Genomic DNA, 25,041 nt, shown 5'->3' with positions numbered 1-25,041 from the left:
CGTAGTCGAAGGCAAAGGCGACGGCCCCGGGGATCGAGGGGCCGTCGCCTTCGTCGTCCAGAGAAGCAGGGCCCGACCTGCGCCTGCAACGACTCCTCTTACTAAGTCCGGCCGCATGCGGGTGCGGGTCCCCCGCGTGTGACCGGGACTCCTGCCTACGGCCACGCTTCGTACATGACCCGGGTCACGTGGGGGGCTTCACGTCGCGTGCGTCTCGAAGGTGACCGGCGTCTCGAAAGCCGCCCGGCGTGTGGCGCGCCGCAGCGCCCTGAGCACGGCGGGGCCGAGGAGGAGCGTCAGGACGACCGTGACGACGGCCCGGCCCAGGTCCCAGCCGAGCGAGGTGGCCAGGCAGTAGGCGAAGAAGCGGGCCAGGTTCGCGGCGACCGCGGCCTGCGGGTCGAAGGCGACGTTCGAGGCGAGGGCGCCCATGAAGGGCCAGCCCGCCAGGTTCATCACCGTGCCGTAGGCGAACGCGGCGAGGAAGCCGTAAGCCGCGAGCATCGCGACTTCCGCCCGCCCGCGCAACAGGTCCGGGCCGGGCAGCAGGCCCGCACCCATCGCGAACCATCCCATCGCCAGCATCTGGAACGGCATCCAGGGGCCGACCCCGCCCGTGAGCAGCGCGGACGCGAACATGGTCACCGAGCCGAGGACGAACCCGAAGCCCGGGCCCAGCACCCGGCCGCTCAGCACCATCAGGAAGAACATCGGCTCGATACCGGCGGTACCGGCCCCGATCGGCCGCAGGGCCGCTCCTGTGGCGGCCAGCACGCCCAGCATCGCGACCGCCTTCGGGCCGAGACCGGACTCCGAGATGGCCGCGCCCACGACCGCCACGAGCAGCACCAGCAGGCCCGCGAAGAGCCACGGCGCGTCCTGCGCGTGCGCGCTGATCCGCGAGGAGGGCGGGGCGAGGAAGGGCCAGCCGAAAGCGGCCACGCCCACCGCGCCGGCCAGGGCCAGGGCGGCGACGGAGCGGGGGCCGAGACGGACGGCCCGGGCTTGCTTCTGGGTGTTCACGAGCGGGCTCCCTCGGAGTGAAGCGCCGCGCGGACCTGGGAGACCGTGAGCCAGTGCTGCGGGGCCAGGATCTTGGTGACCTGCGGGGCGAAGGACGGGGAGGAGACGACGACGTCGGCCGTCGGCCCGTCCGCGATCACCTCGCCCTCGGCCAGCAGCACCACCCGGTGGGCGATCTCCGCCGCGAGTTCCACGTCGTGCGTGGCCAGGACGATGGCGTGCCCCTCGGCGGCCAGTTCGCGCAGCACCGCCACCAGCCGGGCCTTCGCCGCGTAGTCCAGGCCCCGGGTCGGCTCGTCCAGCAGGAGCAGCGGGGGCCGGGCGGTCAGCACGACGGCCAGGGCGAGCGCGAGCCGCTGCCCCTCCGAGAGGTCCCGGGGGTGGGTGCCGTCGGTGACGCCGGGCAGCAGCTCGGAGACCAGGGCCCGGCAGGTGCCGGGGGCGGCGCCCGCGTCCTTGTCGGCCGCCGCGCACTCGGCGGCGACGGTGTCGGCGCAGAGCAGGTCGCGAGGTTCCTGGGGGACCAGGCCGACCTTGCGGACGAGGTCCCTGGGGGCGGTGCGGTGGGGTGTGGCTTCGCCGAGGCGGACGGTTCCGGAGCTGGGCCTCATGAGGCCGACCAGGGCGTTGAGCAGGGTGGATTTTCCGGCGCCGTTGCGGCCCATGAGGGCGATGGTCTCGCCGGGGGTGATGGTGAGGTCGATGTGGTTGAGGGCTTGGACGTGGGCGCGTGTGACCGAGAGGGCTCGTACCTCGCCCATGGGGGTGGGGGGCGCCTCATGTCGGCGCGTGCGGGTTGTCCGTGGTTGATCGCGCTGTTCCCCGCGCCCCTCGGGGGCGGCGTTCTCCAGCTGTTGTTTCAGAGGTCCTGCCTTGCGGCGGGCGTCGCGGACCGTCAGGGGGAGGGGGGTCCAGGCCGCCAGGCGGCCCAGGGCCACCACCGGGGGGCACACCGGGGACACGGCCATCACCTCGGCCGGGTCGCCGAGGATCGGGGGCGCGCCCGGGGACGGGAGCAGGACGACCTGGTCGGCGTACTGGATGACGCGTTCCAGGCGGTGTTCGGCCATGAGGACGGTCGTGCCGAGGTCGTGGACGAGCCGCTGGAGGACCGCCAGTACCTCCTCGGCCGCCGCCGGGTCCAGCGCGGAGGTCGGCTCGTCCAGGACCAGGACGCTCGGGTGCGGGGTGAGGACCGAGCCGATCGCGACGCGCTGCTGCTGACCGCCGGAGAGCGTGGCGATCGGCCGGTCGCGCAGATCGGCCAGACCCAGCAGGTCGAGCGTCTCCTCGACGCGGCGGCGCATCACGTCCGGGGCGAGGCCCAGCGACTCCATGCCGTAGGCGAGTTCATCCTCGACGGTGTCGGTGACGAAGTGGGAGAGCGGGTCCTGGCCCACCGTGCCCACGACGTCGGCCAGTTCGCGCGGCTTGTGGGTGCGGGTGTCACGGCCCGCGACCGTGACCCGGCCGCGCAGGGTGCCGCCGGTGAAGTGCGGGACGAGTCCGCCGACCGCGCCCAGGACGGTGGACTTGCCCACGCCGGACGGGCCCGCCAGCAGGACCAGTTCGCCTTCCGGGACCTCGAAGTCGATGCCCCGCACGGTGGGTTCGGCGGCCCCGTCGTAGGTCACGGAGACATCCTCGAAGCGGATCACGACGGCTCCTTGGGGTCGGGGGCGACGAACGCGGGCAGCAGGCCGAGGAGTACGGCCGCGGCCGGCCAGAGGGGGAGGGTGGGGGCGGCCAGGGGGACCACGCCCGGGTGCAGGGCCGCGGGGTTGCGGGCCGCGGCGAGGGCGAGCAGGGCCGCGACCGCGACGCCGGAGCCGACGACCAGCCAGGCACGCACGTCCCAGCGATCCGGGCGGTAACGGGTGCGCAGGGACCGGCGGCCGCCGAGTTTCAGTCCCGCGAGGGCGGCGGTGACACCCGCGAGGAGTACGGGGACGCCGTAACCGGCGCCCTCGGCCGTGAGCAGGCCGTACGTTCCCGCGCAGACGCCCAGCAGGCCGCCGAGGGTGAGGGCGGCGGTGGTACGGCGTACGGCGGGCGGGACCTGGGCGGTACGGCCGTAGCCGCGGGCGTCCATCGCGGCGGCGAGGGAGACGGAGCGCTCCAGCGCCCCCTCCAGGACCGGGAGCCCCACCTGCAGCAGGCCCCTGATGCCGTTGTCCGGGCGGCCGCGCAGACGGCGGGCGGCGCGCAGGCGCTGGACGTCGGCGATGAGGTTCGGGGCGAAGGTCAGGGCGACGACGACCGCGACGCCCAGCTCGTACAGGGCGCCCGGCAGGGACTTCAGGAGGCGGGAGGGGTTGGCGAGGGCGTTCGCGGCACCGACGCAGACGAGGAGCGTGGCCAGTCTCAGTCCGTCGTACAGGGCGAAGGTGAGGGCCTCCGCGGTCACCTCGCCGCCGAGGCGGATGCCCTGGGCCCAGGCGGGGAGCGGAACTTCGGGGAGGGTGAGGAGGGTGTGGGTGCCCGGGACGGGGGAGCCGAGGACGGTCGCGAAGAGCAGGCGGACGAGGATCACGGCGAGGGCGAGCTTCACGAAGGCGCCGTAGGAGCGGGACCAGGGGGTGTCGGGGCGGCGGGTGGCCACGACGTAGGCGGAGACCGTGATGAGGAGGGCGAGCAGGAGGGGGTTGGTGGTGCGGGTGGCCGCGGTGCCCAGGGCGAGTGCCCAGAGCCACCAGGCTCCGGGGTGCAGTTGGGCTCGGCGCCGGGAGCGGGGCCGGGGTGGGTGCGCGACCCGGTGCTGCGGGGCGCCGCCTGCGCCCTCCCTCTCCCAAGCTCTCGACAGCTCCCCCAAGTTCTCGGCTTCGCTCGAACAGGGGGGACCCCCATGAGCAGAGGGGACCCCCGACGCCCCAGCACGACTGCCCGCAGGCTGGGAGGAACGGCTACCCACGCCGTCGTACCTGCCAGATCGCCGCGCCGCCCAGGGCCACCACCACGGCGATGCCCGCCACCAGGCCCAGGGACGGGCCGTCGTCCGACGGGGGCTTCTCCTCCACCGCGGGCTTCCCCTGCCCCGGGGTCCGCTTCTGCGAGACCGGTTCGCCGCAGCCCTTCTCCGGATAGCCCGAGATCGCGCACAGCAGGGCGTTGGTGTCGTAGCGCAGCGGCTTGGCGACTGCCGCCAGGGCCTCGGCGGTCGTCGCGTCGGCGGCGACCCGGGCGCAGGCCGTCCGGGCGCCGGGCGGGGTCTCGCCCTCGGGGGCGTCCGAGGGTGTGCCGAAGTCGAGGACCAGGGCCACCCGCTTGCTGCCGTCCCGCGCCGGCGTCTTCGCGCAGATCGTCGCGAAGTCGGCCTTGCCGCGCGGCCGGGTCGCGTCCGCGGAGTCCTCGCTCACCGCGAAGCGGAAACCCTGGACGTCACCGTCCGAGGGGCGGGCCAGGGACGGGCCCTGCGTGGCGTAGACCCAGTGGCCGCCGTCGTGGTCCCAGAACGACCAGTACCGGTAACCGGCGGCCTGGGCCTGGCCCGCGCCCGCGCACAGCAGGAGCGGGACCAGGAGGAGGAGAAGGGCCCGGCGGATCACAGCTGCTGCTTCTTGCGGCCGGTGAACAGGAAGCCGATGCCGATGCCGGCGACCAGGCAGACACCGACGTACCACCAGACCCCGAAGAAGTCCGAGCCGGACTCCTCCTTCTCGTCCGAGGCCTTGTTCTTCTCGGCGGCCTTCTCGGCGGTCTGCGGGGCCGGGCCCGTCGCCCCCAGCTGCTTCACGAGGTCCGCGCCGCCGAAGTCGCGCGGGTTCGTGCCCGTCGCGTGGGCGGCGAGGATCAGCTGGGCGTAGGCGGCCGGACCGCTCTGGGCCGCCCAGGACGCGGAGTTCTTCTCCAGCCACCGCAACGACTCCTCGGCCTGCGCGGTCTCACCCAGCGCGGCGAGCGCGACGACCGCGTCGGCGGTGTTGCCGTAGTCGGGCTGGGGCTCGGCACCGGCCAGGGCGGACATGAGATGCCCGTCGTCCTTGGCGAGGGCGGTGGTGAGGTAGGCGGCCCCGTTGGCCGCGGCCTGCTCCGGCGTCCCGGCCTTCGCACAGCCCGCGCCGGACTTCTCACCGGCCGTCTCGCCTGACTTCCCGCCGGGCTTGACGACCATGCCCTGGCCCAGTGCGCCCAGCACACCGGCCGCCGTGGCGTCCGCGTTGGCGGCGAGCTCGCCCTTCTTGTCCGGCTGGAACGCGAAGGCGCCGCCGCCGGACCCGCCGCAGGGCAGGGCGAGCTTCAGCAGCGCGTCGTAGGGCGACTTGCCGTCCTTCTCGACCCGGCCGGGGTTCTCGCCCGTGGCGGCGAGCGCGCCCACGACGACCGACGTCGAGTTGGTGTCGCTGGCGCCGCCGGCCGAGTAGCCCCAGCCGCCGTCCTTGTTCTGGACGGACTTCAGCCAGCCGACGGCCCTGCCGGTGACGTCGTCGTGCCCGCCGAGCGCGGTCAGGGCCTGGACGGCGGCCGACGTGGCGTTGGTGTCCCGCATGGTCTTGGCGTCGCACGCGGTGGTGGGATCGGTGCGGTACGCGGCGAAGGAGCCGTCCGCGCACTGCTGACGCGCCAGCCACTGCACCGACTTCGCCGCCGGCTTCACCCCCGCCGTGTCCTGCGCGAGCAGGGCGAGGGACTGCCGCCAGACCCCGTCGTACTTCGGGTCGCTGTCGCCGTACAGGGCGGAGGGGAACGCCTGGGAGGGCGACGGGGACGGGGCTGCGGCGGCCGGGGTGGCGGCGCCGATCACGGCGACGGCGGCCAGGACCGCGGCGCTGCGGCGGACGTTCATGATCGGCGGGTGCCTCTCCCTGCGGGGGGCCGGGCAGCGCGGGACACCCCCGGGCGGCTCGGCTCCGTATACCTCGACGGTGCCGCGCACCGGCGGTCTGCCGGGCACGCGAGCCGGTCACGAACCGTACGAAGCGATCCGGCTCCCGCCTGTGTGCGGCGGTCACGGTTGCGAGTCAGCGCCGGAATTGCACCGGCTTCCCCCCGTACGGTGTGATGACGACCCGCTTACTGTACCCGCACGTAGGAAACGGGCCGAGGGGTGCCGGGTGGGCCTGGGTGCCTCGCCCCATGCCGACGGGCGGGCCCGCGGCACCGGTCCCCCTGCGCCGCCGGGGCGCGAGGAGCCCTGTGTCCACGGCAGGTTCGGGTCGGACATCACAAAGAAAGAGAGGCCCCTCGCGGGGCCTCCCGTTCACCTCATGGGCTGCAAGAGCATTGCGCAAAGCACCCACAGCAACCCGCACACCACCAGTAAGGCAGCGGTCGGCACGCGAACTTCAGACATGAACGTGTTCACTCCCCCGCTTGCTGTCCCCGAGGGCGGTGGCCACCTGGGCCTTTGCGCGCGCCAGGTAGGCCTGACTCGCCTCCTGGAACTCAGAGCTGGCGACCCGGTCACGCACGTAGGTGTCCATCCCGTCGCGGATGACCGTGTTGGCCGTCACGCCCTCCACTGCTGCCACGGCGTGGATGCGTTCCAGCAACGCTGCCGGAAAACGTACCGAGACCACGACTTGTCGCTCTTTGCCCTGGGTCTTCTTAGAGTCATCTGCCACGGGTTCCTCCTTGGACGCCCTCTAGGAGGGGCGCCCCGCGGGTCCTGGCAGGGAAGCGGGGCGCGCCTCCTGATCGATAACTGTCGCACTGTCGCACTACACGACGCGATGAGGCTACGCCACTACGTGAAGCCTCCTGGTGTATGTGGCCTTAAGTACGGCTGATTTCGCCGACTCGGAGCAACCGGGGACCCAAAACATGCTGTGAACTTCAACACGCCGCTTCGATGTGTGTTCGTAGGCTTCATGAAGCCTGTCATGCCATCATCCAGGTACGTGCGTTGAGCGCACGCGCCTGTGCCGGGCGGGGGACGGCTGCAGACCACCGTCAACTGCGTCTTTGCAAGGAGAGACCGTGTCCATCTGTGGGACCTTCGGGAGGGGCAGTGAGTCGTCCCCGTTCACCGCTGCCGGCATAACCGCTGTGACCGCCGAGACCCTCCACCGTGAGCTCAACCAGATCCGTCGTGAGATGACCGAAGGCCGGGACGTCGACGAGGCGTTTCCGGACGACGACCCCGGCGCCATGGCGGATCGCGTCCGCTCTCTCGCCAAGGGGAACGAGTACCCGCCCGGTCGCCCGGCCGGCCGGGCCGGCCAGGCCTTCGCCTGGGAGCAGTTCGACGCCCAGCTGCTGCCCCGACTCATCGGCAAGGTCGAAAGCACTCTCGCCGGCACCGTCAACACGGCCGGCATCCGTGCGACGGTCATCGGAGCGAAGGGCGATCTCGCCGAGCGGACTCGCATGTTCAGCGACCAGCTCCTGGCGAAGCGGCCCTGCGTCTCCATCTCCATCACCGGAAACCCGCGTCGGCTCTTCGTCTTCGGCAACTCCATGGCCGCTTCGTTGTCGGTCCTGGTCCACCTGCCCGACTCGCCGCTGCACGCGGCGACCGTCACGCAGCGCACGGCGCTGATGTCCAGCTGCTCCGATGCCCACCGGCTCGCCCGGAGCGGAGACTGGGTCCACATGGCTGGAGCTCCCCTCGTCCCCGACGCGGATCCCGGGTGCGTGCTGTTGCCCAACTCGCTCAGGCACCTCGAAGAGCCGCTGCGTCGAGCCGGTTACACGGAAGTCGAGTTCGTACCGGCGGAGCAGATCACCCCGGCGGTGATCGAGGCGGTTCTCGAACACGCCGTTCCCGCGGCCATCCACTGCTCCGGGCACGTGCTGAACAGCGCGATCGCCCTTGTGGCAAGCAGGCACGGAATGACCGTGCGCCTCTACGGCGCGAACGGCAAGGCCCTTGAGCCCTGGGACGCCAGCCGGATGATCTGCGAGGCGGCCACCAGCGGACACCCCTACCTCCAGGGCCTCATCATCGCCCGCTACGCGACCGCGGCCCTGCAGATCGGGCGGCTCCTCGACGAGGACCAGGCCGGCGAAACGCTCGACGACCGGGAGTGACCCGGCACGTGCAGGCGGGGGGCCTCCCGCTTCGGCGGGCGGCCCCCGGCTTCCTTCTGGTCCACCCTCACAAGCCTGGCAAGGCGCACGCAACGAAGGATCACCTCATGGACGACCGCCCCGCACTCACCACCGTCAACGGCCTCCCGCCCTCTGCCCCGGCAGCCGGTCCGCGGTGGAGCCCCATCCCGCCCAAGGCGGTGCGCAAGGCCGCCTACCAATGGATCAAGGGAGCTCGGCGCCCTGCCGGGACCCTCGCGGTCCCCGCGATCGCCACCGCCGGATCGCTGTACTACACGGGCGTCATCCCGCACGCCGACGGCCCCGTGACCCTGGGCCTCACCGCTCTGGTGGTCTTCTACGACTCCGTCATCGCCGTCTGCCGTACCTGGAACGGTTCCCGGACGGCCGGTACGGCTGAGGAAGCGGGTCGCAGCCAAGCAGGCAAGGCCGCCTGAGCCGCGCCGGGCTCCCCGCGCACAAGAAACCGGTGCGGTGGTGCCCCTGGGAGTACCCAGGGGCACCACCGCACTCTGCGCTTCCCGCCCGTGCCGGACCCGGTGATGATCGAACCCTGCGTCCCACACGCGGGCCCTGGGACTCGAGAAGAGCGCCCCCTTCACACCGCCACGTACCTCACCGGCTCGCTCCCCGGCACCGCCTCCGCCCGGCCGAGCTTCACCAGCCGCCGCAGGTGCGCCTCGGCCTCCGAGACGGCGATGGTGCGGGAGCCGTGGGGGATCTGGTCCCAGGGGCGGTTCCACTCCATGCGTTCGGCGAGCTGCCAGGGGGTGAGGGGCTCGGCGAGCAGGGCCGACAGGTCGGCCAGGCGGGACTCGTGGTGGGCGAGCAGCGCGCCGACGCGGGCGGTGGCGTCCGGGAAGGGGTGCTGGTGGGCCGGGAGGATCTCGGCGGGGGCGAGGCGGCCGACGCGTTCCAGGGAGTCGAGGTAGTCGCCGAGGGGGTCGGTGACGGTGGTGTCATCCGGATCCTCGTAGAGGCCGATGTGCGGGGTGATCCCGGGCAGCAGGTGGTCGCCGGAGAACAGGCGGCCGTGGCCGGGGAGTTGTGCGGGATGGGCCTCCTCGAGGTGGAGGCAGACATGGCCGGGCGTGTGCCCGGGGGTCCAGATCGCGCGCAGCCGGCGGCCGGGGAGGTCGAGGAGCTCTCCGGGGACGATGTCGCGGTCGGGCAGGGCGGGGGAGAGGCCGGGCAGGGTGCGGTGGCCGGGCCGGCGCCGGGGCGCGATGTGCTCCTCGGGCGCCCCGGCGGCGGCGAGCCTGGCCGCCATGTACGCGTACCAGTGCTCGGGACGGGCCTCCCGGGTCCGCCGTACGACCGCGGTGTCCGCCGCGTGCATCGCGATCCAGGCGCCCGACGCCTGGCGGACCCGGCCGGACAGGCCGTGGTGGTCCGGGTGGTGGTGGGTGACGACCACGCCGTGGATCTCGGCGACCGAGGTGCCGCAGGCGGTGAGGCCCTGCGCGAGGGTGTCCCAGGAGCCGGGGTCGTCCCAGCCGGTGTCGATCAGCACCGGGCCGCGGTCGGTGTCGACGACGTACACCAGGGTGTGGCCGAGCGGGTTGTCCGGGATCGGGACCCGGAGCGACCGGACGCCTCCGCCGTGGTCGGTCACCTGTGTCATGGGGTCCCCCGTCGCCGGCTCCCCGCCACTATAACTAGAACGGGTTCCAGCGAGGAGCCTCCGTAGGGTGCGCGGTCCGTGGACTCCTCGGGGCGGGGCTGGTATCAGTGGGCGTATCTGATGAACCGTCAGAGAACGCTCCCGGGGAGGCAGTCGGCCATGACCGAGCTCGTGGAACACGGACAGCTGTTCATCGGCGGGGAGTTGACCGACCCCCTGGGCCAGGACGTCATCGAGGTGGTCTCGCCGCACACCGAGGAGGTCATCGGACGCGTCCCGCACGCGTCGACTGCGGACGTGGACCGGGCCGTGGCGGCGGCGCGGCGGGCGTTCGACGAGGGGCCCTGGCCGCGCATGAGCCTCGACGAGCGCATCGCGGTCGTGAGCCGGATCAAGGACGCCATCACCGTCCGGCACGACGAGATCGCCCGCCTGATCTCCGCCCAGAACGGCTCGCCCTACTCCTGGAGCGTCCTCGCCCAGGCCCTCGGCGCGGTGATGGTCTGGGACTCGGCGATCACGGTCGCCCGCAGCTTCACCCACGAGGAGCGGCGCGACGGCGTCCTGGGCAGGATCCTCGTACGGCGCGAGCCCGTCGGGGTCGTGGCCGCAGTGGTCCCCTGGAACGTCCCGCAGTTCGTCGCCGCCGCCAAGCTCGCCCCCGCGCTGCTCACCGGCTGCACGGTGGTCCTCAAGCCCTCGCCCGAGTCCCCGCTCGACGCCTACCTGCTCGGCGAGATCGCCCGCGAGGCCGGACTGCCCGAGGGTGTGCTGTCGATCCTGCCCGCCGACCGGGACGTCAGCGAGTACCTGGTCGGGCACCCCGGGATCGACAAGGTGTCCTTCACCGGATCGGTCGCCGCCGGCAAGCGCGTCATGGAAGTGGCCGCCCGCAACCTCACCCGCCTGACGCTCGAACTCGGTGGCAAGTCGGCCGCCGTCGTCCTGCCCGACGCGGACGTCGAGACGGCCGTCGCGGGCATCGCCCCCGCGGCCTGGATGAACAACGGCCAGGCCTGCGTCGCCCAGACCCGCATCCTCCTGCCGCGCTCGCGCTACGACGAGTTCGCCGACGCCCTGGCCGCCGCGGCCGGCGCCCTGACGGTCGGCGACCCGCTGGACCCGGCCACCCAGGTGGGCCCGCTGGTGGCCCGGCGGCAGCAGCAGCGCAACCTCGACTACATCCGCATCGGGCAGGAGGAGGGCGCCAAGATCCTGACCGGCGGCGGACGCCCGGCCGGCCTGGACCGCGGCTGGTACGTCGAACCGACCCTCTTCGGCGACGTCGACAACTCCATGCGCATCGCCCGCGAGGAGATCTTCGGCCCGGTCATCTGCCTGCTGCCCTACGACGACGAGTCCGACGCCGTGAAGATCGCCAACGACTCCGACTACGGGCTGAGCGGCAGCGTCTGGACGGCGGACGTCGAGCACGGCATCGACATCGCCCGGCAGGTCCGCACGGGCACGTACTCGGTCAACACCTTCAGCCTGGACATGCTGGGCCCCTTCGGCGGCTACAAGAACTCGGGCCTGGGGCGGGAGTTCGGTCCCGAGGGGTACGGCGAGTACCTGGAGCACAAGATGATCCACCTCCCGGCGCGGGGGTAGCGATGGGCGACCGCTGGCACGTCGAGGTCGACCGCTCCCTGTGCATCGGCTCCGCGCAGTGCCTCCACCACGCGCCGGACGGCTTCCGCCTGGACGCCGCCCGCCAGTCCCGTCCGGCCGCCCCGGACATGGACGCGAACGAGCGGGTGCTGGAGGCGGCGGAGTGCTGCCCGGCGGAGGCGATCGTGATCACGCTGAGGGGCAGCGGGGAGGCGGTGTTTCCGCCGGAGGAGTGACACCTGAAGAATCATGGATTGAGGGGTGCCATTCCCTTTCGGGCGTTTTATCCTGGAAATCAGCCTACGAGGCGAGTGAGGGAGTCCGACCGGAGTAGCCGACGTCGGCGGGAAGTGAAGTCGAGCTTCCGCGGGTGCCGACTGCGACGGTAGGGCTGAGAGGCCGGAAGGGCGCAGGGCCGCAAGGCCGGGCGACCGGAAGGCGACCCCCATCACCTGATCCGGACCATACCGGCGAAGGGAACCCGTCTCGTAGGCCCTTTGCGTGCCCGGGGCCCGCGGCGCTCACGGGGCGGGCGGCGCCGTCAGGTCGATCAGGCGGCACACCGTCTCGATGTCGATCTTCACCTGCGCGATCGAGGCCCGGCCCGACAGCCAGGTGATCAGTGCCGAGTGCCAGGTGTGCTCGATGACCCGGACCGCCGAGAGCTGCTCGGGCGTCGGGTTCTCCTGGCCCATCGCGTCCAGGATGATCGCCGTCGTCTGGCGGGAGACCTGGTCGACCTCCGGGCTCACGCTGCGGTCGGCGAACGTCAGCGCCCGGACCATCGCATCGGCCAGATGCGGCTCGCGCTGCAGCGCCCGGAAGGCCCGCATCAGCGTCTCCGCGACCCGCTCGGCCGCCGTCTCGCCCTGCGGCGGCTTCTTCCGCAGCGTGCCGTGCATGTGCTCCAACTGGTCCTGCATCGTGGCGACCAGCAGATGGATCTTGGACGGGAAGTAGCGGTACAGGGTGCCGAGCGCCACCCGGGAGGACTCCGCGACCTCCCGCATCTGCACGGCGTCGAAGCCGCCCCGGCTGGCCAGCTGCGCACTCGCGTGCAGGATGCGGCGGCGGCGGGCCTCCTGCCGCTCCGTGAGGGGCGGGGAGACGGGGGCTGCCGCTCTGGCTTCCACCTTGGCCGGCTTGTTCACCTTGGCGCTCACCTTGGCTTCCGCGGGCATGTGTCGGTCCCGTTCCGTGACCGTCCGTGAGGACGAGTGATCACACAGCATGGCACGGGGCCGGCCGTGGCGTGAATCACCTGATCCACTGCTCACAGCACCCTTACCTGCCGGTAGATTCAGAGCCTCCGGACGATCAAGTCTGAAACTTGTTCTAGATTAGCGTCCCGGCGTAATCTCGCGGGACAGTGCAGGGAGAAGGGGGCCCGGAGTGACCGCTGAGGCCAGGGAGGCCGGGGCTCCTCAGGCCCCCGCTGCCGACGGCTTGCGACCGCTCGACATCGCGCTCCTCACCTATAAAGGGAACCCGTTCTGTGGCGGCCAGGGCGTCTACGTCCGGCACCTCTCGCGCGAACTGGCCCGCCTGGGCCACCGGGTCGAGGTCATCGGCGCCCAGCCGTACCCCGTCCTCGACGAGGGCCACGACGGGCTGAGCCTCACCGAGCTGCCCAGCCTCGACCTGTACCGCCAGCCGGATCCTTTCCGCACGCCCGGGCGCGGCGAGTACCGCGACTGGATCGACGCGCTGGAAGTCGCAACCATGTGGACCGGCGGCTTCCCGGAACCGCTGACGTTCTCGCTGCGCGCCCGCCGCCATCTGCGCGCCCGCCGCGGCGCGTTCGACGTCGTGCACGACAACCAGACCCTCGGCTACGGCCTGCTGGGCGATGTCGGCGCGCCCCTGGTGACGACCATCCACCACCCCATCACCGTCGACCGGCAGCTGGAGCTGGACGCGGCGGACGGCTGGAAGCGGCGCGCCTCGGTGCGGCGCTGGTACGCCTTCACGCGCATGCAGAAGCGCGTCGCGCGCCGCCTGCCGTCCGTGCTCACCGTGTCCGGCACGTCGCAGCAGGAGATCATCGACCACCTCGGGGTGCGGCGGGACCGCATCCACGTGGTCCACATCGGCGCCGACACCGACCTGTTCTCGCCGGATCCCTCGGTGCCCGTCGTGCCGGGCCGGATCGTGACGACGTCCAGCGCGGACGTGCCGCTGAAGGGCCTGGTGCACCTCGTCGAGGCGCTCGCCAAGGTGCGGACCGAGCACCCCGGCGCCCATCTCGTCGTCGTCGGCAAGCGACCCACCGAAGGACCGGTCGCCCGGGCGATGGAGCAGTACGGCCTCGCCGGCGCCGTCGAGTTCGTCAAGGGCATCTCCGACGCGGAACTCGTCGACCTCGTGCGCTCGGCCCAGGTCGCCTGCGTGCCGTCGCTCTACGAGGGTTTCTCGCTCCCGGCCGCCGAGGCCATGGCGACGGGCACGCCCCTGCTCGCCACGACCGGCGGTGCCATACCCGAGGTCGCCGGCCGCGACGGGGAGACGTGCCTGGCGGTACCGCCCGGCGACGCGGACGCCCTGGCCGCGGGCCTCGGCCGCCTGCTGTCCGACGCGGAGATGCGCACCCGCCTCGGCACGGCCGGACGCGAGCGCGTGCTCCGGCACTTCACCTGGGCCAGGGCCGCTGAGGGCACGGTGGCCCGCTACCGCGAGGCCATCGACCGGGCCGGGGCCGGCAACGTGCGGCGGGAATCGGGCCGTTCAACCCCCACGACAGGTGCTGTACCCGCAGCCCCCGCAGTCACCGCAGGTGCTGTCTCCGCAGCCCCGGCAGATGTAGAAGGCGTCAACTCCGAAAGCAGGGCCACGTGCTGACCGTCGACTTCTCCCGGTTCCCGCTCGCCCCGGGGGACCGGGTCCTGGACCTCGGCTGCGGGGCCGGGCGGCACGCGTTCGAGTGTTACCGGCGCGGCGCGCAGGTCGTGGCGCTGGACCAGAACGCCGAGGAGATCCGCGAGGTCGCGAAGTGGTTCGCGGCGATGAAGGAGGCGGGCGAGGCCCCCGAGGGCGCCACCGCCACCGCGATGGAGGGCGACGCCCTCGCGCTGCCCTTCCCCGACGAGTCCTTCGACGTGGTGATCATCTCCGAGGTCATGGAGCACATCCCGGACGACAAGGGCGTCCTCGCGGAGATGGTGCGGGTGCTCAAGCCCGGCGGGCGCATCGCCGTCACCGTCCCGCGCTACGGACCCGAGAAGGTCTGCTGGAGCCTCTCCGACGCCTACCACGAGGTCGAGGGCGGCCACATCCGCATCTACAAGGCGGACGAACTGCTGCGGAAGATCCGCGAGGCCGGCCTGAAGCCCTACGGCACCCACCACGCCCACGCCCTGCACTCGCCCTACTGGTGGCTCAAGTGCGCGTTCGGCGTCGACAACGACAAGGCGCTGCCGGTGCGGGCGTACCACAAGCTGCTGGTCTGGGACATCATGAAGAAGCCGCTGGCCACCCGGGTCGCCGAGCAGGCGCTCAACCCGCTGATCGGCAAGAGCTTCGTGGCGTACGCGACCAAGCCGCACCTGCCGCGTCTGGCCGACACCGGGGCGGACACCAAGTGACCACTCCCCGGACGGAACATCTGGTCCTGCCCGGGGTCCTCACCGCAGGGCAGGCCGCCGCGACCGTCGCCGGCATCCTCGCCGTGCAGCGCGAGGACGGTGCGATCCCCTGGTTCCGGGGGCACCACCTCGACCCGTGGGACCACGTCGAGGCGGCCATGGCCCTCGACACGGCCGGCGAGCACGAGGCCGCCGAGCGGGCCTACCTGTGGCTGGCCCGGCACCAGAACGAGGACGGCTCCTGGTACGCCGCCTACACCGACGGCGAGGCCGACGCGGTCACCGACCGGGGCCGGGAGACCAACTTCGTCGCCTACATAGCCGTCGGCGTCTGGCACCACTACCTCTCCACCGGCGACGACGCGTTCCTGGACCGGATGTGGCCGGCGGTGTACGCGGCGGTGGAGTTCGTGCTGCGCCTGCAGCAGCCCGGCGGGCAGATCGGCTGGCGGCGCGACGACGACGGCACGGCCACGGCGGACGCCCTGCTGACGGGGAGCTCCTCGATCCACCACGCGCTGCGGTGCGCGCTGGCCATCGCCGAGCAGCGCGAAGAGGCCCAACCGGACTGGGAGTTGGCGGCGGGTGCGCTGCGGCACGCCATACGGCACCACCCCGAGCGGTTCCTGGACAAGAACCGGTACTCGATGGACTGGTACTACCCCGTCCTGGGCGGCGCGCTGACCGGGGCGGAGGCCAAGGCCCGCATCGAGGAGGACTGGGACCGCTTCGTCGTCCCGGGGCTCGGGGTGCGCTGTGTCGTTCCCAACCCGTGGGTGACGGGGGGTGAGTCGGCCGAACTCGCCCTCGCGTTGTGGGCGATGGGGGAGTCCGACCGGGCGCTGGACATCCTGCAGTCGATCCAGCATCTGCGGGACGAGGACAGCGGGCTGTACTGGACGGGGTACGTCTTCGACGACGAGGCGATCTGGCCTCGGGAGTTGACGACGTGGACCGCCGGGTCGCTGTTGCTGGCCGTGGCCGCGTTGGGTGGGCATGAGGCTACGTGCCAGGTGTTCGGCGGGGAGTTGCCCGCGGGCCTCGAGTCGGAGTGCTGCGCCTGAGAGCTCGGGGGCTCGCCGGGTTCCGCGGGCGCGGGTCGTGCGTGGTTGATCGCGCCCACGCGGCGGAGCCGCATATCGACACAGCCCCGCGCCCCTGAGGAGGCGAGCCCCCTGAAGGCGTTCTCAGTGCCGGTGTGAAACCCTGTTGGCGATCGCGTGGCCGATGAGCAGGTACACCACCGCCGCCAGACCGTAGCCGCAGACCACGCGGGCCCAGGCCTCGTCGAAGGTGAACAGGTCGTGCGACCAGCCGGCAAGCCAGCGGGCCGCGTCGTGGATGAACTGGACGAACGAGTTGCCGGGGTTGGCGTCCAGTAGGTACATCAGGATCCAGAGACCCAGGATGAGGGCCATGATGTCGGCCACGACCGCGACGATCGTGCCGGCCTGATTCGCACCGTTGCGATATCGAGGGGACATGCTTTCCGGATTGCCCTTGAACTCTGGATGAAACCCGCCGATTCGCTCAGGAGTTCAACTCCGCGAGTATCCGCAGGGTATGAGGGTCGGGGCTGAGCACGAGGAGGTCGGTCACCGGACCCTTCCGCCACGACTCCAGCCGCTCGGCGATGCGTTCACGCGGCCCGACCAGGGAGATCTCGTCGGCGAAGGCGTCGGGGACGGCGAGCACGGCCTCCTCCCGGCGGCCGTCGAGGAACAGCCGCTGGATCCGGCGGGCCTCCTCCTCGTACCCCATGCGCGCCATCAGGTCGGCGTGGAAGTTGCGGGCCGCGTGGCCCATGCCGCCGATGTAGAAGCCGAGCATCGCCTTGACGGGCAGCAGCCCTTCGGCGACGTCGTCGCAGACCCGGGCCCGGGCCATCGGCGCGACCAGGAACCCCTCCGGCAAATCGGCGAGGGCCGGACCGTAGACCTCGGGCCGGGTCGGTGCCCAGTACAGCGGCAGCCAGCCGTCGGCGATCCGGGTCGTCTGGGCGACGTTCTTGGGGCCCTCCGCACCCAGCAGGATCGGCAGATCGGCGCGGAGCGGGTGCGTGATCGGCTTGAGGGGCTTGCCGAGGCCCGTGGCGTCCGGGCCCCGGTAGGGGTGGGAGTGGAAGCGGCCCGCCAGCTCCACGGGGGCCTCGCGGCGCAGCACCTGCCGCAGGACGTCGACGTACTCGCGGGTGGCGGTGAGGGGCGAGGCGGGGAACGGGCGGCCGTACCAGCCCTCGACGACCTGGGGGCCGGAGAGGCCGAGGCCCAGCATCATCCGGCCGCCGGAGAGGTGGTCCAGGGTCAGGGCGTGCATCGCGGTCGTGGCCGGAGACCGGGCCGCCATCTGTGCGACCGCCGTGCCGAGGCGGATGCGGGAGGTGTGCGCCGCGATCCAGGTGAGCGGGGTGAACGCGTCCGAGCCCCAGGACTCCGCCGTCCAGACCGAGTCGTAGCCGAGCTGCTCGGCCTCCTGCGCGAGGGGGACGTGGTCGGGGGAGGGGCCGCGGCCCCAGTAGCCGAGCGCGAGACCGAGCCGCATACCTGCCTCCTGACGATGCGTCAGCTGACGGAGGCGACGACTGTACGGCAACGGCCCCCCGCCCGGAAGGGCGAGGGGCCGTGCGAGCGGTGTGCGTGCGGGCTCAGCCGCGCTGGATGCCCGACGTGTCCTGCAGGACACCGCGACGGCCGTCCTGCGTCTGGGCGACCAGGGCGGCTCCGCGCTGCTCGACGGCCAGGTACCAGGTGCCCGGGGCGAGTTCGGCGATCGGCGTGGGCGAGCCGTCCTCCGCGAACAGCGGCCGCGGCACCGGCACGGCGAACCAGAACGGGGAGAAGTCCCCGGCCGGCGGCTGCGGAGCCTGCGCCTGCTGCGGCTGCGGCTGACCGCCGTAGGGCTGCCCCGGCTGCGGCTGGCCGTAGCCGCCGGGCTGCTGCGCGCCCGGGTAGCCGTAACCACCGGGGGGCTGGGCGCCGTAGGGCTGCGGGGCGGCCGGGCGGGGGGCCGGGAGGAGGGCGCCCTTGAGGGCCGGGACGAGGGGGGTGACGATGGCGGCGGCGGCCATCAGCAGCGTGGCGACGAGGGCGAGGATCATGCCGACGCCGGGGCTCGGAAGATAGTCGGCGCGGGTCCCCTCGATGTTGTCGTAGCCACCGGTCACGTCGAAGACGTTGCCGAGCGCGCTCCACGCGGCGAAGACCGTGAAGGCGGCGCCGAACTGGCCGAGCTCGATCCCGGCGATCTTCGGCAGCTGCGGCAGGCCCCGCGCGACGACGACCAGCGCGGCGCCGATGATCCCGGCCAGCACGACGCTGAACACGACCGGGCCGCTGCCCCACAGGCTGGGGAGGTCGACGCTGTCGGGGACATTGTCGAACGAGTAGAGGTCGAGGAACGACGCGATCAACAGCAACACCGCTGCACCGATCACCACGCCGTCGCCCCGAGTGAGGGAGCGGATATTCACTTCAGGTCCTTCGTAGGTCGTCTCGTCGTCCGTGGAGGCGTCGCTGTCACCATGCCGCCGTGTGGACTCGGTGTGAAGCGCGGGGGTGGCCCCTCATCGTAAGGAGGACCCTATCGTCCGCCAGGTCAGGGTGTCCGCCGGGATCTGCCGGTCCGGGACTACCCGCGCAGAAAACTCACGATTCCCTCGGAGATCCCTTGCGCCGCCTTCTGTCGCCACGCGCCGCTGGTGAGCAACGCCGCGTCCTTGCTATCGCGCATGTTGCCGCACTCGATGAACACCTTGGGAACCGTTGACAGATTGAGACCGCCCAGGTCCTTACGCGTGACGAGACCGCTGCCGTCGCCGATGTAGTTGGAGGGCGCGCTGCCGGTGACGGCCACGAAACGGCCCGCGACGTTTTCACCGAGATCGCGGGAGGGGCCGACGATCGCCCGGGTGTCCGCGGCGCCCGCGTGGACCGCGCCGGGCAGGATCACGTGGAAGCCGCGGTTGCCGGCGCCCGAGCCGTCCGCGTGGATCGACACCACGGCGTCGGCCTTCGCCCGGTTGCCGATCCGGGCCCGTTCGTCCACGCACGGCCCGAACGGCCGGTCGCCGTCCTGCGTCAGTTTCACCGTGGCGCCCTGCTTCTCCAGCAGCGTGCGCATCCGGTGCGCCACGTCCAGCGTGAACTTGGCCTCGGTGTAACCGTCGTTGGTGGACGTGCCGGTGGTGTCGCACTCCTTGGAGTTCGTCCCGATGTCCACCTTGCGGTTGATCTCGGACGCGTGCTGGAAGTTGCCCGGGTTGTGCCCCGGGTCGATGACGACGACCTTGCCCTTGAGCGGACCGGAGGCGGCGGGCGCGGAGGCGGTGGGGGTGTCCGCGGGCTTGGGCGAGACGCTCGGCTTCTTGGCGTCGTCGGAGGGGGTGCCCGACGCGGCGGGCGAGGAGGACCGCACGGTCGCCCGCCCCGGACCCCCGTCGTCCCCGGAGCCGCCCACCGTCTCGTACACCAGCCAACCGAGCAGCGCACCCGGCACCAGCGCGGCGAGCGCGACGGTCAGGGGGCCGCGGCGGGGGCGGCGGGGCTGGGGAGGTTCGAAGTCCGGGCCTACGTACGACACGCCTGCCACCCTAGCGGCCGTCGGCGTGGGCGGCGGGCCGAGGACGGCCCGACGGGTGGTGGCCGGGCCCTGACCGGACCGTGCGGCCCCGGCCTACGTCCCGTTCCCGCCGTCGTCCCCGTGCCGTACCGCCTCCTTCACTCGCGCCTCCACCTCCTGACGCGGTGTGCCCTCCTGCCTCGCGTACCCGGTCACCGCCGCCTGGACGTCCCGGGCGAGATCGCGCCAGGCACGCCAGGCCGTCTCCCAGGTGGTGGTCTGCTGGTCGCTCCACTTGGTCTGGGTGGGCGGCCCGTACGCGTCCTGCAGCTGACGCACGCGGGCGTACGCCTCGTCCGCCGCGCGCTGCTTCTCCACGAGCTCTTCGAAGGTGTGTGCCACGCGCCCGGATCCTTGGGCAGCGACGGTCACCCACCGACGCGCCACGCCGCCCGTGGGCCGACCGGGCGGGGGTGCGTCCGGCGCAGTTCACCCGCCCGGGCGCCTGCCATGAGCACGGGTCAGTAACGAAAGGCTCTGGCTGTGTCGCCGTCGGCCATGTCCGGCCGTCCCGAAGGGCCAGGCAGAAGTCGGCCCGGGGGCCGTCGGCCAGCAGTGCGGTCAGGTCGGGGCCCCTCGATGCGAGCGTCATGGCTGTTCATCGCTGTCCGTTGTCCACCTGCGATCCTTCGGTGCCCGCCGAAGCGTCCGCGTTCTACGGTCGGCCCCATGAACACCTCGACGCCCAGCAGCGTGTCCACCGACCTGTTGTCCGAACACGTGACCGTCACGCCGAGCATCCTGTACTTCGGAACGCCGGTCGTGCTGCTCTCCACGGAGAACGAGAACGGCTCCTTCAACCTGGCGCCGATGTCCTCGGCCTGGGCGCTGGGCCATGTGATCGTCCTCGGTCTGGGCGCCGAGGGGCAGACCGCGCACAATCTCCGCAGTCGCCATGATCTGGTGGTCAACCTCCCCGCGCCCGCGCTATGGCCGGCCGTGGAACGATTGGCGCCGCTGACCGGGCGCACCCCGGTACCCGTGGACAAGCGTGCCTCCTTCCGCTTCGAACCGGACAAGTTCGCTGCCGCCGGTCTGCGACCTCAGCCTTCCGAGCTGGTTCGGCCGCCCCGCGTCGCCGAATGCCCGATGCAGTTGGAAGCCCGCGTTGCCCGGGCCCAACCCGACACCTCCGGAGAGTTCGTCATCGTGGAAGCCCATGTGCTCAAGGTGCACGCCGATCCCCGGATCGTCGTCACCGGGTCACAGCACATCGACCCAGCGGCGTGGAGCCCGCTGATCTACAACTTCCGCCACTACTTCGGCCTCGGCCCCGAACTCGGCCACAGTTTCCGCTCCCGGACAGCCTGACGAAGCCTGGCCTGCCGCGGCACTAGATGCCCGGCCCCGTGCGCCGCAGCACCCGCAGCGAGTCCGTCGCCGACACCTCGGTGAACGCGCCTGAGGCGAGGGCGCGGAGGTACACGCGGTAGGGGGCCTGGCCGGTGAACTCGTCCTGCGGGTCGGGGAAGACGTCGTGGATGAGCAACAGACCGCCCTCGGCGACGTGCGGCGCCCAGCCCTCGTAGTCGGCCGTGGCGTGCTCGTCGGTGTGGCCGCCGTCGATGAAGACGAACCCCAGCGGCGTCCGCCAGAAGGCGGCGATCCTCGGGGAACGCCCGACCAGTGCCACCACGTGCTCCTCCAGGCCCGCCCGGTGCAGCGTGCGGCGGAACGTGGGCAGGGTGTCCATCAGGCCGATCTCGGGATCGACCGTCTCCGGGTCGTGGTACTCCCAGCCCGGCTGCTGCTCCTCGCTGCCGCGGTGGTGGTCGACGGTGAGCGCGCTGACCCCGGCCTCGCGGGCCGCGTCGGCGAGCAGGATCGTGGACCGGCCGCAGTAGGTGCCGACCTCCAGCAGCGGCAGCCCGAGCCGCCCGGCCTCCACGGCCGCCGCGTACAGCGCCAGGCCCTCACGGGTGGGCATGAACCCCTTCGCCGCCTCGAACGCGGCCAGGATCTCGGGCTTCGGGGCCGCGGGCATCGGGTTCCTCTCGGTCGTACAACGGTTCGGGCGCCATCGTGCCGTACCCCCTGCCGCGACGGCGACAGGGGGTACCGGTGAGTAGCGGGGCGGGCGGCGGGTCAGGCCGAGACCGTCTCGCCCGGGAGCGACAGGTCCAGGTCGATCGGGCGCTCGTCGCCGGCGTGGGTCGCGGACGAGGCGAGCGGGCCGTGGCCCGTGGCGCGGGCGGCCACGACGTAGGAGCCCTGCGCGGGGACGAGGAGCGCGTAACTGCCGTCCTCGGCGGACAGCGTCGCACCGGCCTGGCGACCGCGGCGGTCGATCAGGGTGACCTTGGCGCGGGCGACGGGGGAGCCGTCGGCGCCCAGCACCCGGCCGCGGAAGCCGCGCAGCACCTGCTCGGCACGCTCCAGCGCCGCGTCCTCCTCACTGCTGGCGCGCAGCTGCGGCTTGTTCGACGGCCGGCGGCCCGGCAGGAACAGGGCCAGGAGCAGGCCCACGGCCACCGCGCCCGTCGCGATCAGGAAGGAGACCCGGAAGCCGTGCATGGTCGGGATCTCGACGCCGCCGACGTTGTTCGCGGTGTTCGCCAGCACCATGCCGATCACGGCGCTGGAGACCGACGTGCCGATGGAGCGCATCAGGGTGTTGAGGCCGTTGGCCGCGCCCGTCTCCGACGCCGGGACGGCGCCCACGATCAGCGCGGGCAGCGAGGAGTAGGCCAGGCCGATGCCCGCGCCCAACAGGACGGAGATGACCAGGCTCTGCCAGGCGGCGCTCATCAGGCCGAGGCCGGCGCCGTAGCCGATCGCGATGATCAGCAGGCCGAGGATCAGGGTGAACTTGGGGCCGTACTTCGCGGACAGCCGGGCGTAGACGGGCGCCGTGAACATCATCGTCAGGCCGAGCGGCGCGACGAGCAGACCCGCGACGACCATCGACTGGCCGAGGCCGTAGCCGGTGGACTTCGGCAGCTGGAGCAGCTGCGGCAGGACCAGGGAGACGACGTAGAAGGAGACGCCGACCATGATCGAGGCGAGGTTGGTGAAGAGGACGGCCGGGCGGGCCGTGGTGCGCAGGTCGACCAGCGGGGCCTTCAGGCGCAGCTCCATCACGCCCCACAGCACGAGCACGACCGCCGAGGCGGCGAACAGGCCGAGGGTGGTGCCGGAGGCCCAGCCCCAGTCGCTGCCCTTGGTGATCGGCAGCAGGAACAGCACGAGCCCGGCGGACAGGCCGAGTGCGCCCGGCAGGTCGAAGGAGCCCTCGGCGCGCATCGGGGACTCCGGAACGACGAGGAGGGTGAGGGCGATGGCCACGACGCCGAGGCCGGCGGCCCCGTAGTAGAGGGTGTGCCAGTCGCTGTGCTGGGCGACCAGGGCGGCGGCGGGCAGGGCGAGGCCGCCGCCGACGCCTATGGAGGAGCTCATCAGGGCCATCGCCGAGCCGAGCTTCTCGCGGGGCAGCATGTCGCGCATCAGGCCGATGCCGAGCGGGATCGCGCCCATCGCGAAGCCCTGCAGCGTACGGCCTGTGATCATGAGCAGCAGGTCGCTGGTGAGCGCGCTGACCAGGGCGCCCACGACCATCACGGCCAGGCTCAGGATCAGCATGCGGCGCTTGCCGTAGAGGTCGCCGAGGCGGCCCATGATCGGGGTGGCCACGGCGCCCGAGAGGAGGGTCGAGGTGAGGACCCAGGTGGCGTTGCTGGGGGCGGTGTCCAGCAGTTGCGGCAGATCCTTGATCACCGGGACGAGCAGGGTCTGCATCACCGCGACAACGATGCCCGCGAAGGCGAGCACCGGGACCACGGCCCCGCTCGCTCTGCCGGCGGGGCGGTCTGTCGTCGTCTGCGTCATTGAGGAGGGCCTCCAGGCCGGGGAGCGTCGGGTTACGTGGAGTCTGAACCTTGTATGTCCAGGCAACTATTCCGTTGCTTTGGCACCCTAACGAAAACTTGACCTTCTCTTGGTCCTGGCCGGGGATTGCGGAGGGATTCGTGGCGGTTTGTCCGGTGGCCTAGAACTAGGTCCCGGGACTGAGGGCCGGTCCCTGCGAAATCCCGATGCAAGGGGCGCAAGCGGGTTGAGAGCATGACACCCATGCTCGAATCCGCCGATGCCGCCACCGCCCGACGCCTCCGCATATCCCGGCTCCACCGACTCTCACGGCTGCGTCCGCGGGGAACGCCGCCGATGTGGCTCGTGGTGGCGCTCACCTGTGCCGGGCAGTTCCTCGTCGTCCTGGACGTGTCCGTCGTCAACGTGGCCCTGCCCTCGATGCGGACCGGCCTGGGGCTCAGCGAGCAGGGCCTGCAGTGGGTGGTGAACGCCTACGCCATCGCCTTCGCCGGGTTCATGCTGCTCGGCGGACGCGCCGGGGACCTCTACGGCCGCAAGCGGATGTTCCTCGTCGGGCTCGGCCTGTTCACCCTGGCCTCGGCGGCCGGCGGGCTCGCACAGGACGACTGGCAGCTGCTCGTGGCGCGAGCCGTGCAGGGGCTGGGCGCGGCGGTGCTGGCGCCCTCGACGCTGACGATCCTCACGGCGTCGGTGCCGGAGGGCGCCGCGAGGGCCCGGGCCATCGGGACCTGGACGGCCGTCGGCGCCGGTGGCGGCGCGGCGGGCGGTCTGGTCGGCGGGCTGCTGGTGGAGACGCTGTCCTGGCGCTGGGTGCTGCTGATCAACGTGCCCGTCGGGGCCGTGGTGCTGTTCGCCGCGGCCTGGTTCCTCACCGAGGGCCGCGCCGGGGACGGCCGCCGCCTCGACCTGCCGGGCGCGCTGCTCGTCACGGCCGGTCTCGGCACACTGGCCTACGGCATCTCCCAGACGGAGGCGGCGGGCTGGACGGCACCGGCCACCCTGCTGCCGCTGCTCGCCGGGCTGGTCCTGCTCGGGGCGTTCCTCGCGGTCGAGTCCCGCACGGCGAGTCCGCTGATGCCGCTCGGCCTGCTGCGTCTGCGCTCGGTCTCCTCGGCGAACGTCTCGATGTTCCTGTGCGGGTCGGCGATGTTCTGCATGTGGTTCTTCATGACCCTCTACGCGCAGAACGTCCTCGGCTACACCCCGATCGAGGCCGGCCTCGCCCTGGTCCCGAGCTCCCTCGCCGTCATCCTCGGCTCGAAGCTCGCCCCGCGGCTGATGCGGCCGGTCGGCCCGCGCAACGTCGCCGCGCTGGGAACCCTGGTCGCCGTGGCCGGGTTCGCCTGGCAGTCCACGATGACCTCCGACGGCTCCTACACCACGGCGATCCTCGTCCCCGGCGTCCTCATGATGCTCGGCGCGGGCCTGGCGGCGACCCCGCTGGCCTCCCTGGCCACCTCCGGCGCGGCCCCCGAAGAGGCGGGCCTGGTCTCCGGCCTGGTCAACACCTCCCGCACGATGGGCGGTTCCCTGGGCCTGGCGGTCCTGTCCACCCTCGCGGCGGCCGAGTCGGCGGGCAGCACGACCCCGCAGGCCCTGACGGAGGGCTACGCCCTCGCGTTCCGCGTCGGAGCCGGGGTCCTGACGGCCGGGGTCGTGCTGATGTGGCTGTGGCTGCCACGGCGGGCGGCCCAGGTGCCGTAAGGGGGGCGAGGGGTACAGCCGGCCCTGGCGGCGGGCTTCCATGCGTGGGCTGCAGCCGGCCCT

24 protein-coding genes and 1 riboswitch are annotated in these 25,041 nt (G+C 72.3%); of the genes, 9 read left to right on the top strand and 15 right to left on the bottom strand.

Annotated elements, in window-relative coordinates; all coding sequences use genetic code 11:
• Nucleotides 1-198: 198 nt before the first annotated feature.
• The 6 genes from AB0B29_RS00860 to AB0B29_RS00835 all read right to left on the bottom strand — a co-directional run bounded on the left by AB0B29_RS00860 (nucleotide 199) and on the right by AB0B29_RS00835 (nucleotide 6,584).
• Entirely contained in the window at nucleotides 199-1,023 is an 825-nt protein-coding gene (locus AB0B29_RS00860; protein ID WP_362232157.1) for an ECF transporter S component, read from the bottom strand.
• Nucleotides 1,020-2,681, bottom strand: a complete 1,662-nt coding sequence (locus AB0B29_RS00855) for an ABC transporter ATP-binding protein (RefSeq protein ID WP_362232155.1) — start codon at nucleotides 2,679-2,681, stop codon at nucleotides 1,020-1,022. Before AB0B29_RS00855 ends, AB0B29_RS00860 begins: the two co-directional genes overlap by 4 nt.
• The gene (locus AB0B29_RS00850; protein WP_436845778.1) at nucleotides 2,678-3,826 is read right to left on the bottom strand and encodes an energy-coupling factor transporter transmembrane component T; all 1,149 of its coding nucleotides are present in this window, start codon (nucleotides 3,824-3,826) and stop codon (nucleotides 2,678-2,680) included. The genes AB0B29_RS00855 and AB0B29_RS00850 overlap by 4 nt, the downstream gene beginning before the upstream one ends.
• Before the next feature lie 100 nt (nucleotides 3,827-3,926).
• Entirely contained in the window at nucleotides 3,927-4,568 is a 642-nt protein-coding gene (locus tag AB0B29_RS00845; protein WP_362232152.1) for an SCO2322 family protein, read from the bottom strand.
• The gene (locus AB0B29_RS00840; RefSeq protein ID WP_362232150.1) at nucleotides 4,565-5,806 is read right to left on the bottom strand and encodes a prenyltransferase/squalene oxidase repeat-containing protein; all 1,242 of its coding nucleotides are present in this window, start codon (nucleotides 5,804-5,806) and stop codon (nucleotides 4,565-4,567) included. Before AB0B29_RS00840 ends, AB0B29_RS00845 begins: the two co-directional genes overlap by 4 nt.
• 94 nt (nucleotides 5,807-5,900) lie before the next feature.
• Nucleotides 5,901-6,008, bottom strand: a riboswitch (cobalamin riboswitch).
• 297 nt (nucleotides 6,009-6,305) lie between these two features.
• Nucleotides 6,306-6,584 (bottom strand): hypothetical protein, encoded by a 279-nt coding sequence (locus AB0B29_RS00835; protein WP_362232148.1) that lies wholly within the window; start codon nucleotides 6,582-6,584, stop codon nucleotides 6,306-6,308.
• 424 nt (nucleotides 6,585-7,008) lie between these two features.
• On the opposite strand from AB0B29_RS00835, the gene AB0B29_RS00830 reads away from it, so the two are divergent.
• Both AB0B29_RS00830 and AB0B29_RS00825 read left to right on the top strand, forming a co-directional pair.
• A complete protein-coding gene (locus tag AB0B29_RS00830) occupies nucleotides 7,009-7,992 on the top strand; it encodes a hypothetical protein (RefSeq protein WP_362232145.1) in 984 nt (327 codons plus the stop codon).
• Nucleotides 7,993-8,099: 107 nt separating this feature from the next.
• On the top strand, nucleotides 8,100-8,450 hold the full coding sequence (locus tag AB0B29_RS00825) for a hypothetical protein (protein WP_362232142.1): 351 nt from the start codon (nucleotides 8,100-8,102) through the stop codon (nucleotides 8,448-8,450).
• A 161-nt stretch (nucleotides 8,451-8,611) separates the two neighbouring features.
• Here AB0B29_RS00825 and AB0B29_RS00820 read toward each other — a convergent pair whose 3' ends face one another.
• Nucleotides 8,612-9,637, bottom strand: coding sequence for an MBL fold metallo-hydrolase (locus AB0B29_RS00820; RefSeq protein WP_362232140.1), 1,026 nt, complete (start codon nucleotides 9,635-9,637; stop codon nucleotides 8,612-8,614).
• Between the two features lie 159 nt (nucleotides 9,638-9,796).
• Between AB0B29_RS00820 and AB0B29_RS00815 the strand changes: the two genes are divergently transcribed.
• A complete protein-coding gene (locus tag AB0B29_RS00815) occupies nucleotides 9,797-11,248 on the top strand; it encodes an aldehyde dehydrogenase (protein WP_362232137.1) in 1,452 nt (483 codons plus the stop codon).
• A 2-nt stretch (nucleotides 11,249-11,250) separates the two neighbouring features.
• A complete protein-coding gene (locus AB0B29_RS00810; protein ID WP_362232135.1) occupies nucleotides 11,251-11,484 on the top strand; it encodes a ferredoxin in 234 nt (77 codons plus the stop codon).
• Nucleotides 11,485-11,769: 285 nt separating this feature from the next.
• Here AB0B29_RS00810 and AB0B29_RS00805 read toward each other — a convergent pair whose 3' ends face one another.
• Nucleotides 11,770-12,429: a TetR family transcriptional regulator gene (locus tag AB0B29_RS00805; RefSeq protein ID WP_362232133.1), complete on the bottom strand. Its 660-nt coding sequence runs from the start codon at nucleotides 12,427-12,429 to the stop codon at nucleotides 11,770-11,772.
• A gap of 211 nt (nucleotides 12,430-12,640) precedes the next feature.
• On the opposite strand from AB0B29_RS00805, the gene AB0B29_RS00800 reads away from it, so the two are divergent.
• The 3 genes from AB0B29_RS00800 to AB0B29_RS00790 are packed head-to-tail and all read left to right on the top strand — an operon-like array spanning nucleotide 12,641 to nucleotide 15,893.
• Nucleotides 12,641-14,086: a glycosyltransferase family 4 protein gene (locus AB0B29_RS00800; RefSeq protein ID WP_362232130.1), complete on the top strand. Its 1,446-nt coding sequence runs from the start codon at nucleotides 12,641-12,643 to the stop codon at nucleotides 14,084-14,086.
• Nucleotides 14,080-14,829 carry a class I SAM-dependent methyltransferase gene (locus tag AB0B29_RS00795; RefSeq protein ID WP_362232128.1) on the top strand — a complete coding sequence of 250 codons (750 nt, stop codon included), beginning with the start codon at nucleotides 14,080-14,082 and terminating at the stop codon, nucleotides 14,827-14,829. Before AB0B29_RS00800 ends, AB0B29_RS00795 begins: the two co-directional genes overlap by 7 nt.
• The gene (locus tag AB0B29_RS00790) at nucleotides 14,826-15,893 is read left to right on the top strand and encodes a prenyltransferase (RefSeq protein ID WP_362232125.1); all 1,068 of its coding nucleotides are present in this window, start codon (nucleotides 14,826-14,828) and stop codon (nucleotides 15,891-15,893) included. Before AB0B29_RS00795 ends, AB0B29_RS00790 begins: the two co-directional genes overlap by 4 nt.
• Nucleotides 15,894-16,016: 123 nt before the next feature.
• Here the strand turns inward: AB0B29_RS00790 and AB0B29_RS00785 are convergent, their stop codons facing one another.
• The 5 genes from AB0B29_RS00785 to AB0B29_RS00765 form a co-directional block, all read right to left on the bottom strand.
• Entirely contained in the window at nucleotides 16,017-16,313 is a 297-nt protein-coding gene (locus tag AB0B29_RS00785) for a hypothetical protein (protein WP_362232123.1), read from the bottom strand.
• 46 nt (nucleotides 16,314-16,359) lie between these two features.
• A complete protein-coding gene (locus tag AB0B29_RS00780; RefSeq protein ID WP_362232120.1) occupies nucleotides 16,360-17,370 on the bottom strand; it encodes an LLM class F420-dependent oxidoreductase in 1,011 nt (336 codons plus the stop codon).
• A 103-nt stretch (nucleotides 17,371-17,473) separates the two neighbouring features.
• Entirely contained in the window at nucleotides 17,474-18,298 is an 825-nt protein-coding gene (locus tag AB0B29_RS00775) for a hypothetical protein (protein ID WP_362232118.1), read from the bottom strand.
• Nucleotides 18,299-18,456: 158 nt separating this feature from the next.
• On the bottom strand, nucleotides 18,457-19,407 hold the full coding sequence (locus AB0B29_RS00770; RefSeq protein ID WP_362232115.1) for an N-acetylmuramoyl-L-alanine amidase: 951 nt from the start codon (nucleotides 19,405-19,407) through the stop codon (nucleotides 18,457-18,459).
• 93 nt (nucleotides 19,408-19,500) lie between these two features.
• The gene (locus AB0B29_RS00765; protein WP_362232113.1) at nucleotides 19,501-19,788 is read right to left on the bottom strand and encodes a hypothetical protein; all 288 of its coding nucleotides are present in this window, start codon (nucleotides 19,786-19,788) and stop codon (nucleotides 19,501-19,503) included.
• Nucleotides 19,789-20,115: 327 nt separating this feature from the next.
• Here AB0B29_RS00765 and AB0B29_RS00760 point away from each other — a divergent pair, with 327 nt between their 5' ends.
• Complete coding sequence (locus tag AB0B29_RS00760) at nucleotides 20,116-20,757, top strand: flavin reductase family protein (protein ID WP_362232110.1); 642 nt, start codon at nucleotides 20,116-20,118, stop codon at nucleotides 20,755-20,757.
• A gap of 22 nt (nucleotides 20,758-20,779) precedes the next feature.
• On the opposite strand, the gene AB0B29_RS00755 is transcribed toward AB0B29_RS00760, so the two are convergent.
• Nucleotides 20,780-21,430 carry a class I SAM-dependent methyltransferase gene (locus AB0B29_RS00755; RefSeq protein ID WP_362232107.1) on the bottom strand — a complete coding sequence of 217 codons (651 nt, stop codon included), beginning with the start codon at nucleotides 21,428-21,430 and terminating at the stop codon, nucleotides 20,780-20,782.
• A gap of 101 nt (nucleotides 21,431-21,531) precedes the next feature.
• The gene (locus AB0B29_RS00750) at nucleotides 21,532-23,271 is read right to left on the bottom strand and encodes an MFS transporter (RefSeq protein WP_362232104.1); all 1,740 of its coding nucleotides are present in this window, start codon (nucleotides 23,269-23,271) and stop codon (nucleotides 21,532-21,534) included.
• 234 nt (nucleotides 23,272-23,505) lie between these two features.
• Here AB0B29_RS00750 and AB0B29_RS00745 point away from each other — a divergent pair, with 234 nt between their 5' ends.
• Nucleotides 23,506-24,978 (top strand): MFS transporter, encoded by a 1,473-nt coding sequence (locus AB0B29_RS00745; RefSeq protein ID WP_436845761.1) that lies wholly within the window; start codon nucleotides 23,506-23,508, stop codon nucleotides 24,976-24,978.
• Nucleotides 24,979-25,041: the final 63 nt, after the last annotated feature.

The organism is Streptomyces tibetensis (assembly GCF_040647715.1).
Taxonomy (GTDB): domain Bacteria; phylum Actinomycetota; class Actinomycetes; order Streptomycetales; family Streptomycetaceae; genus Streptomyces; species Streptomyces tibetensis_A.
Note: the sequence above shows the minus strand (reverse complement) of the source record. Positions and strands in the feature narration are given on the sequence as shown.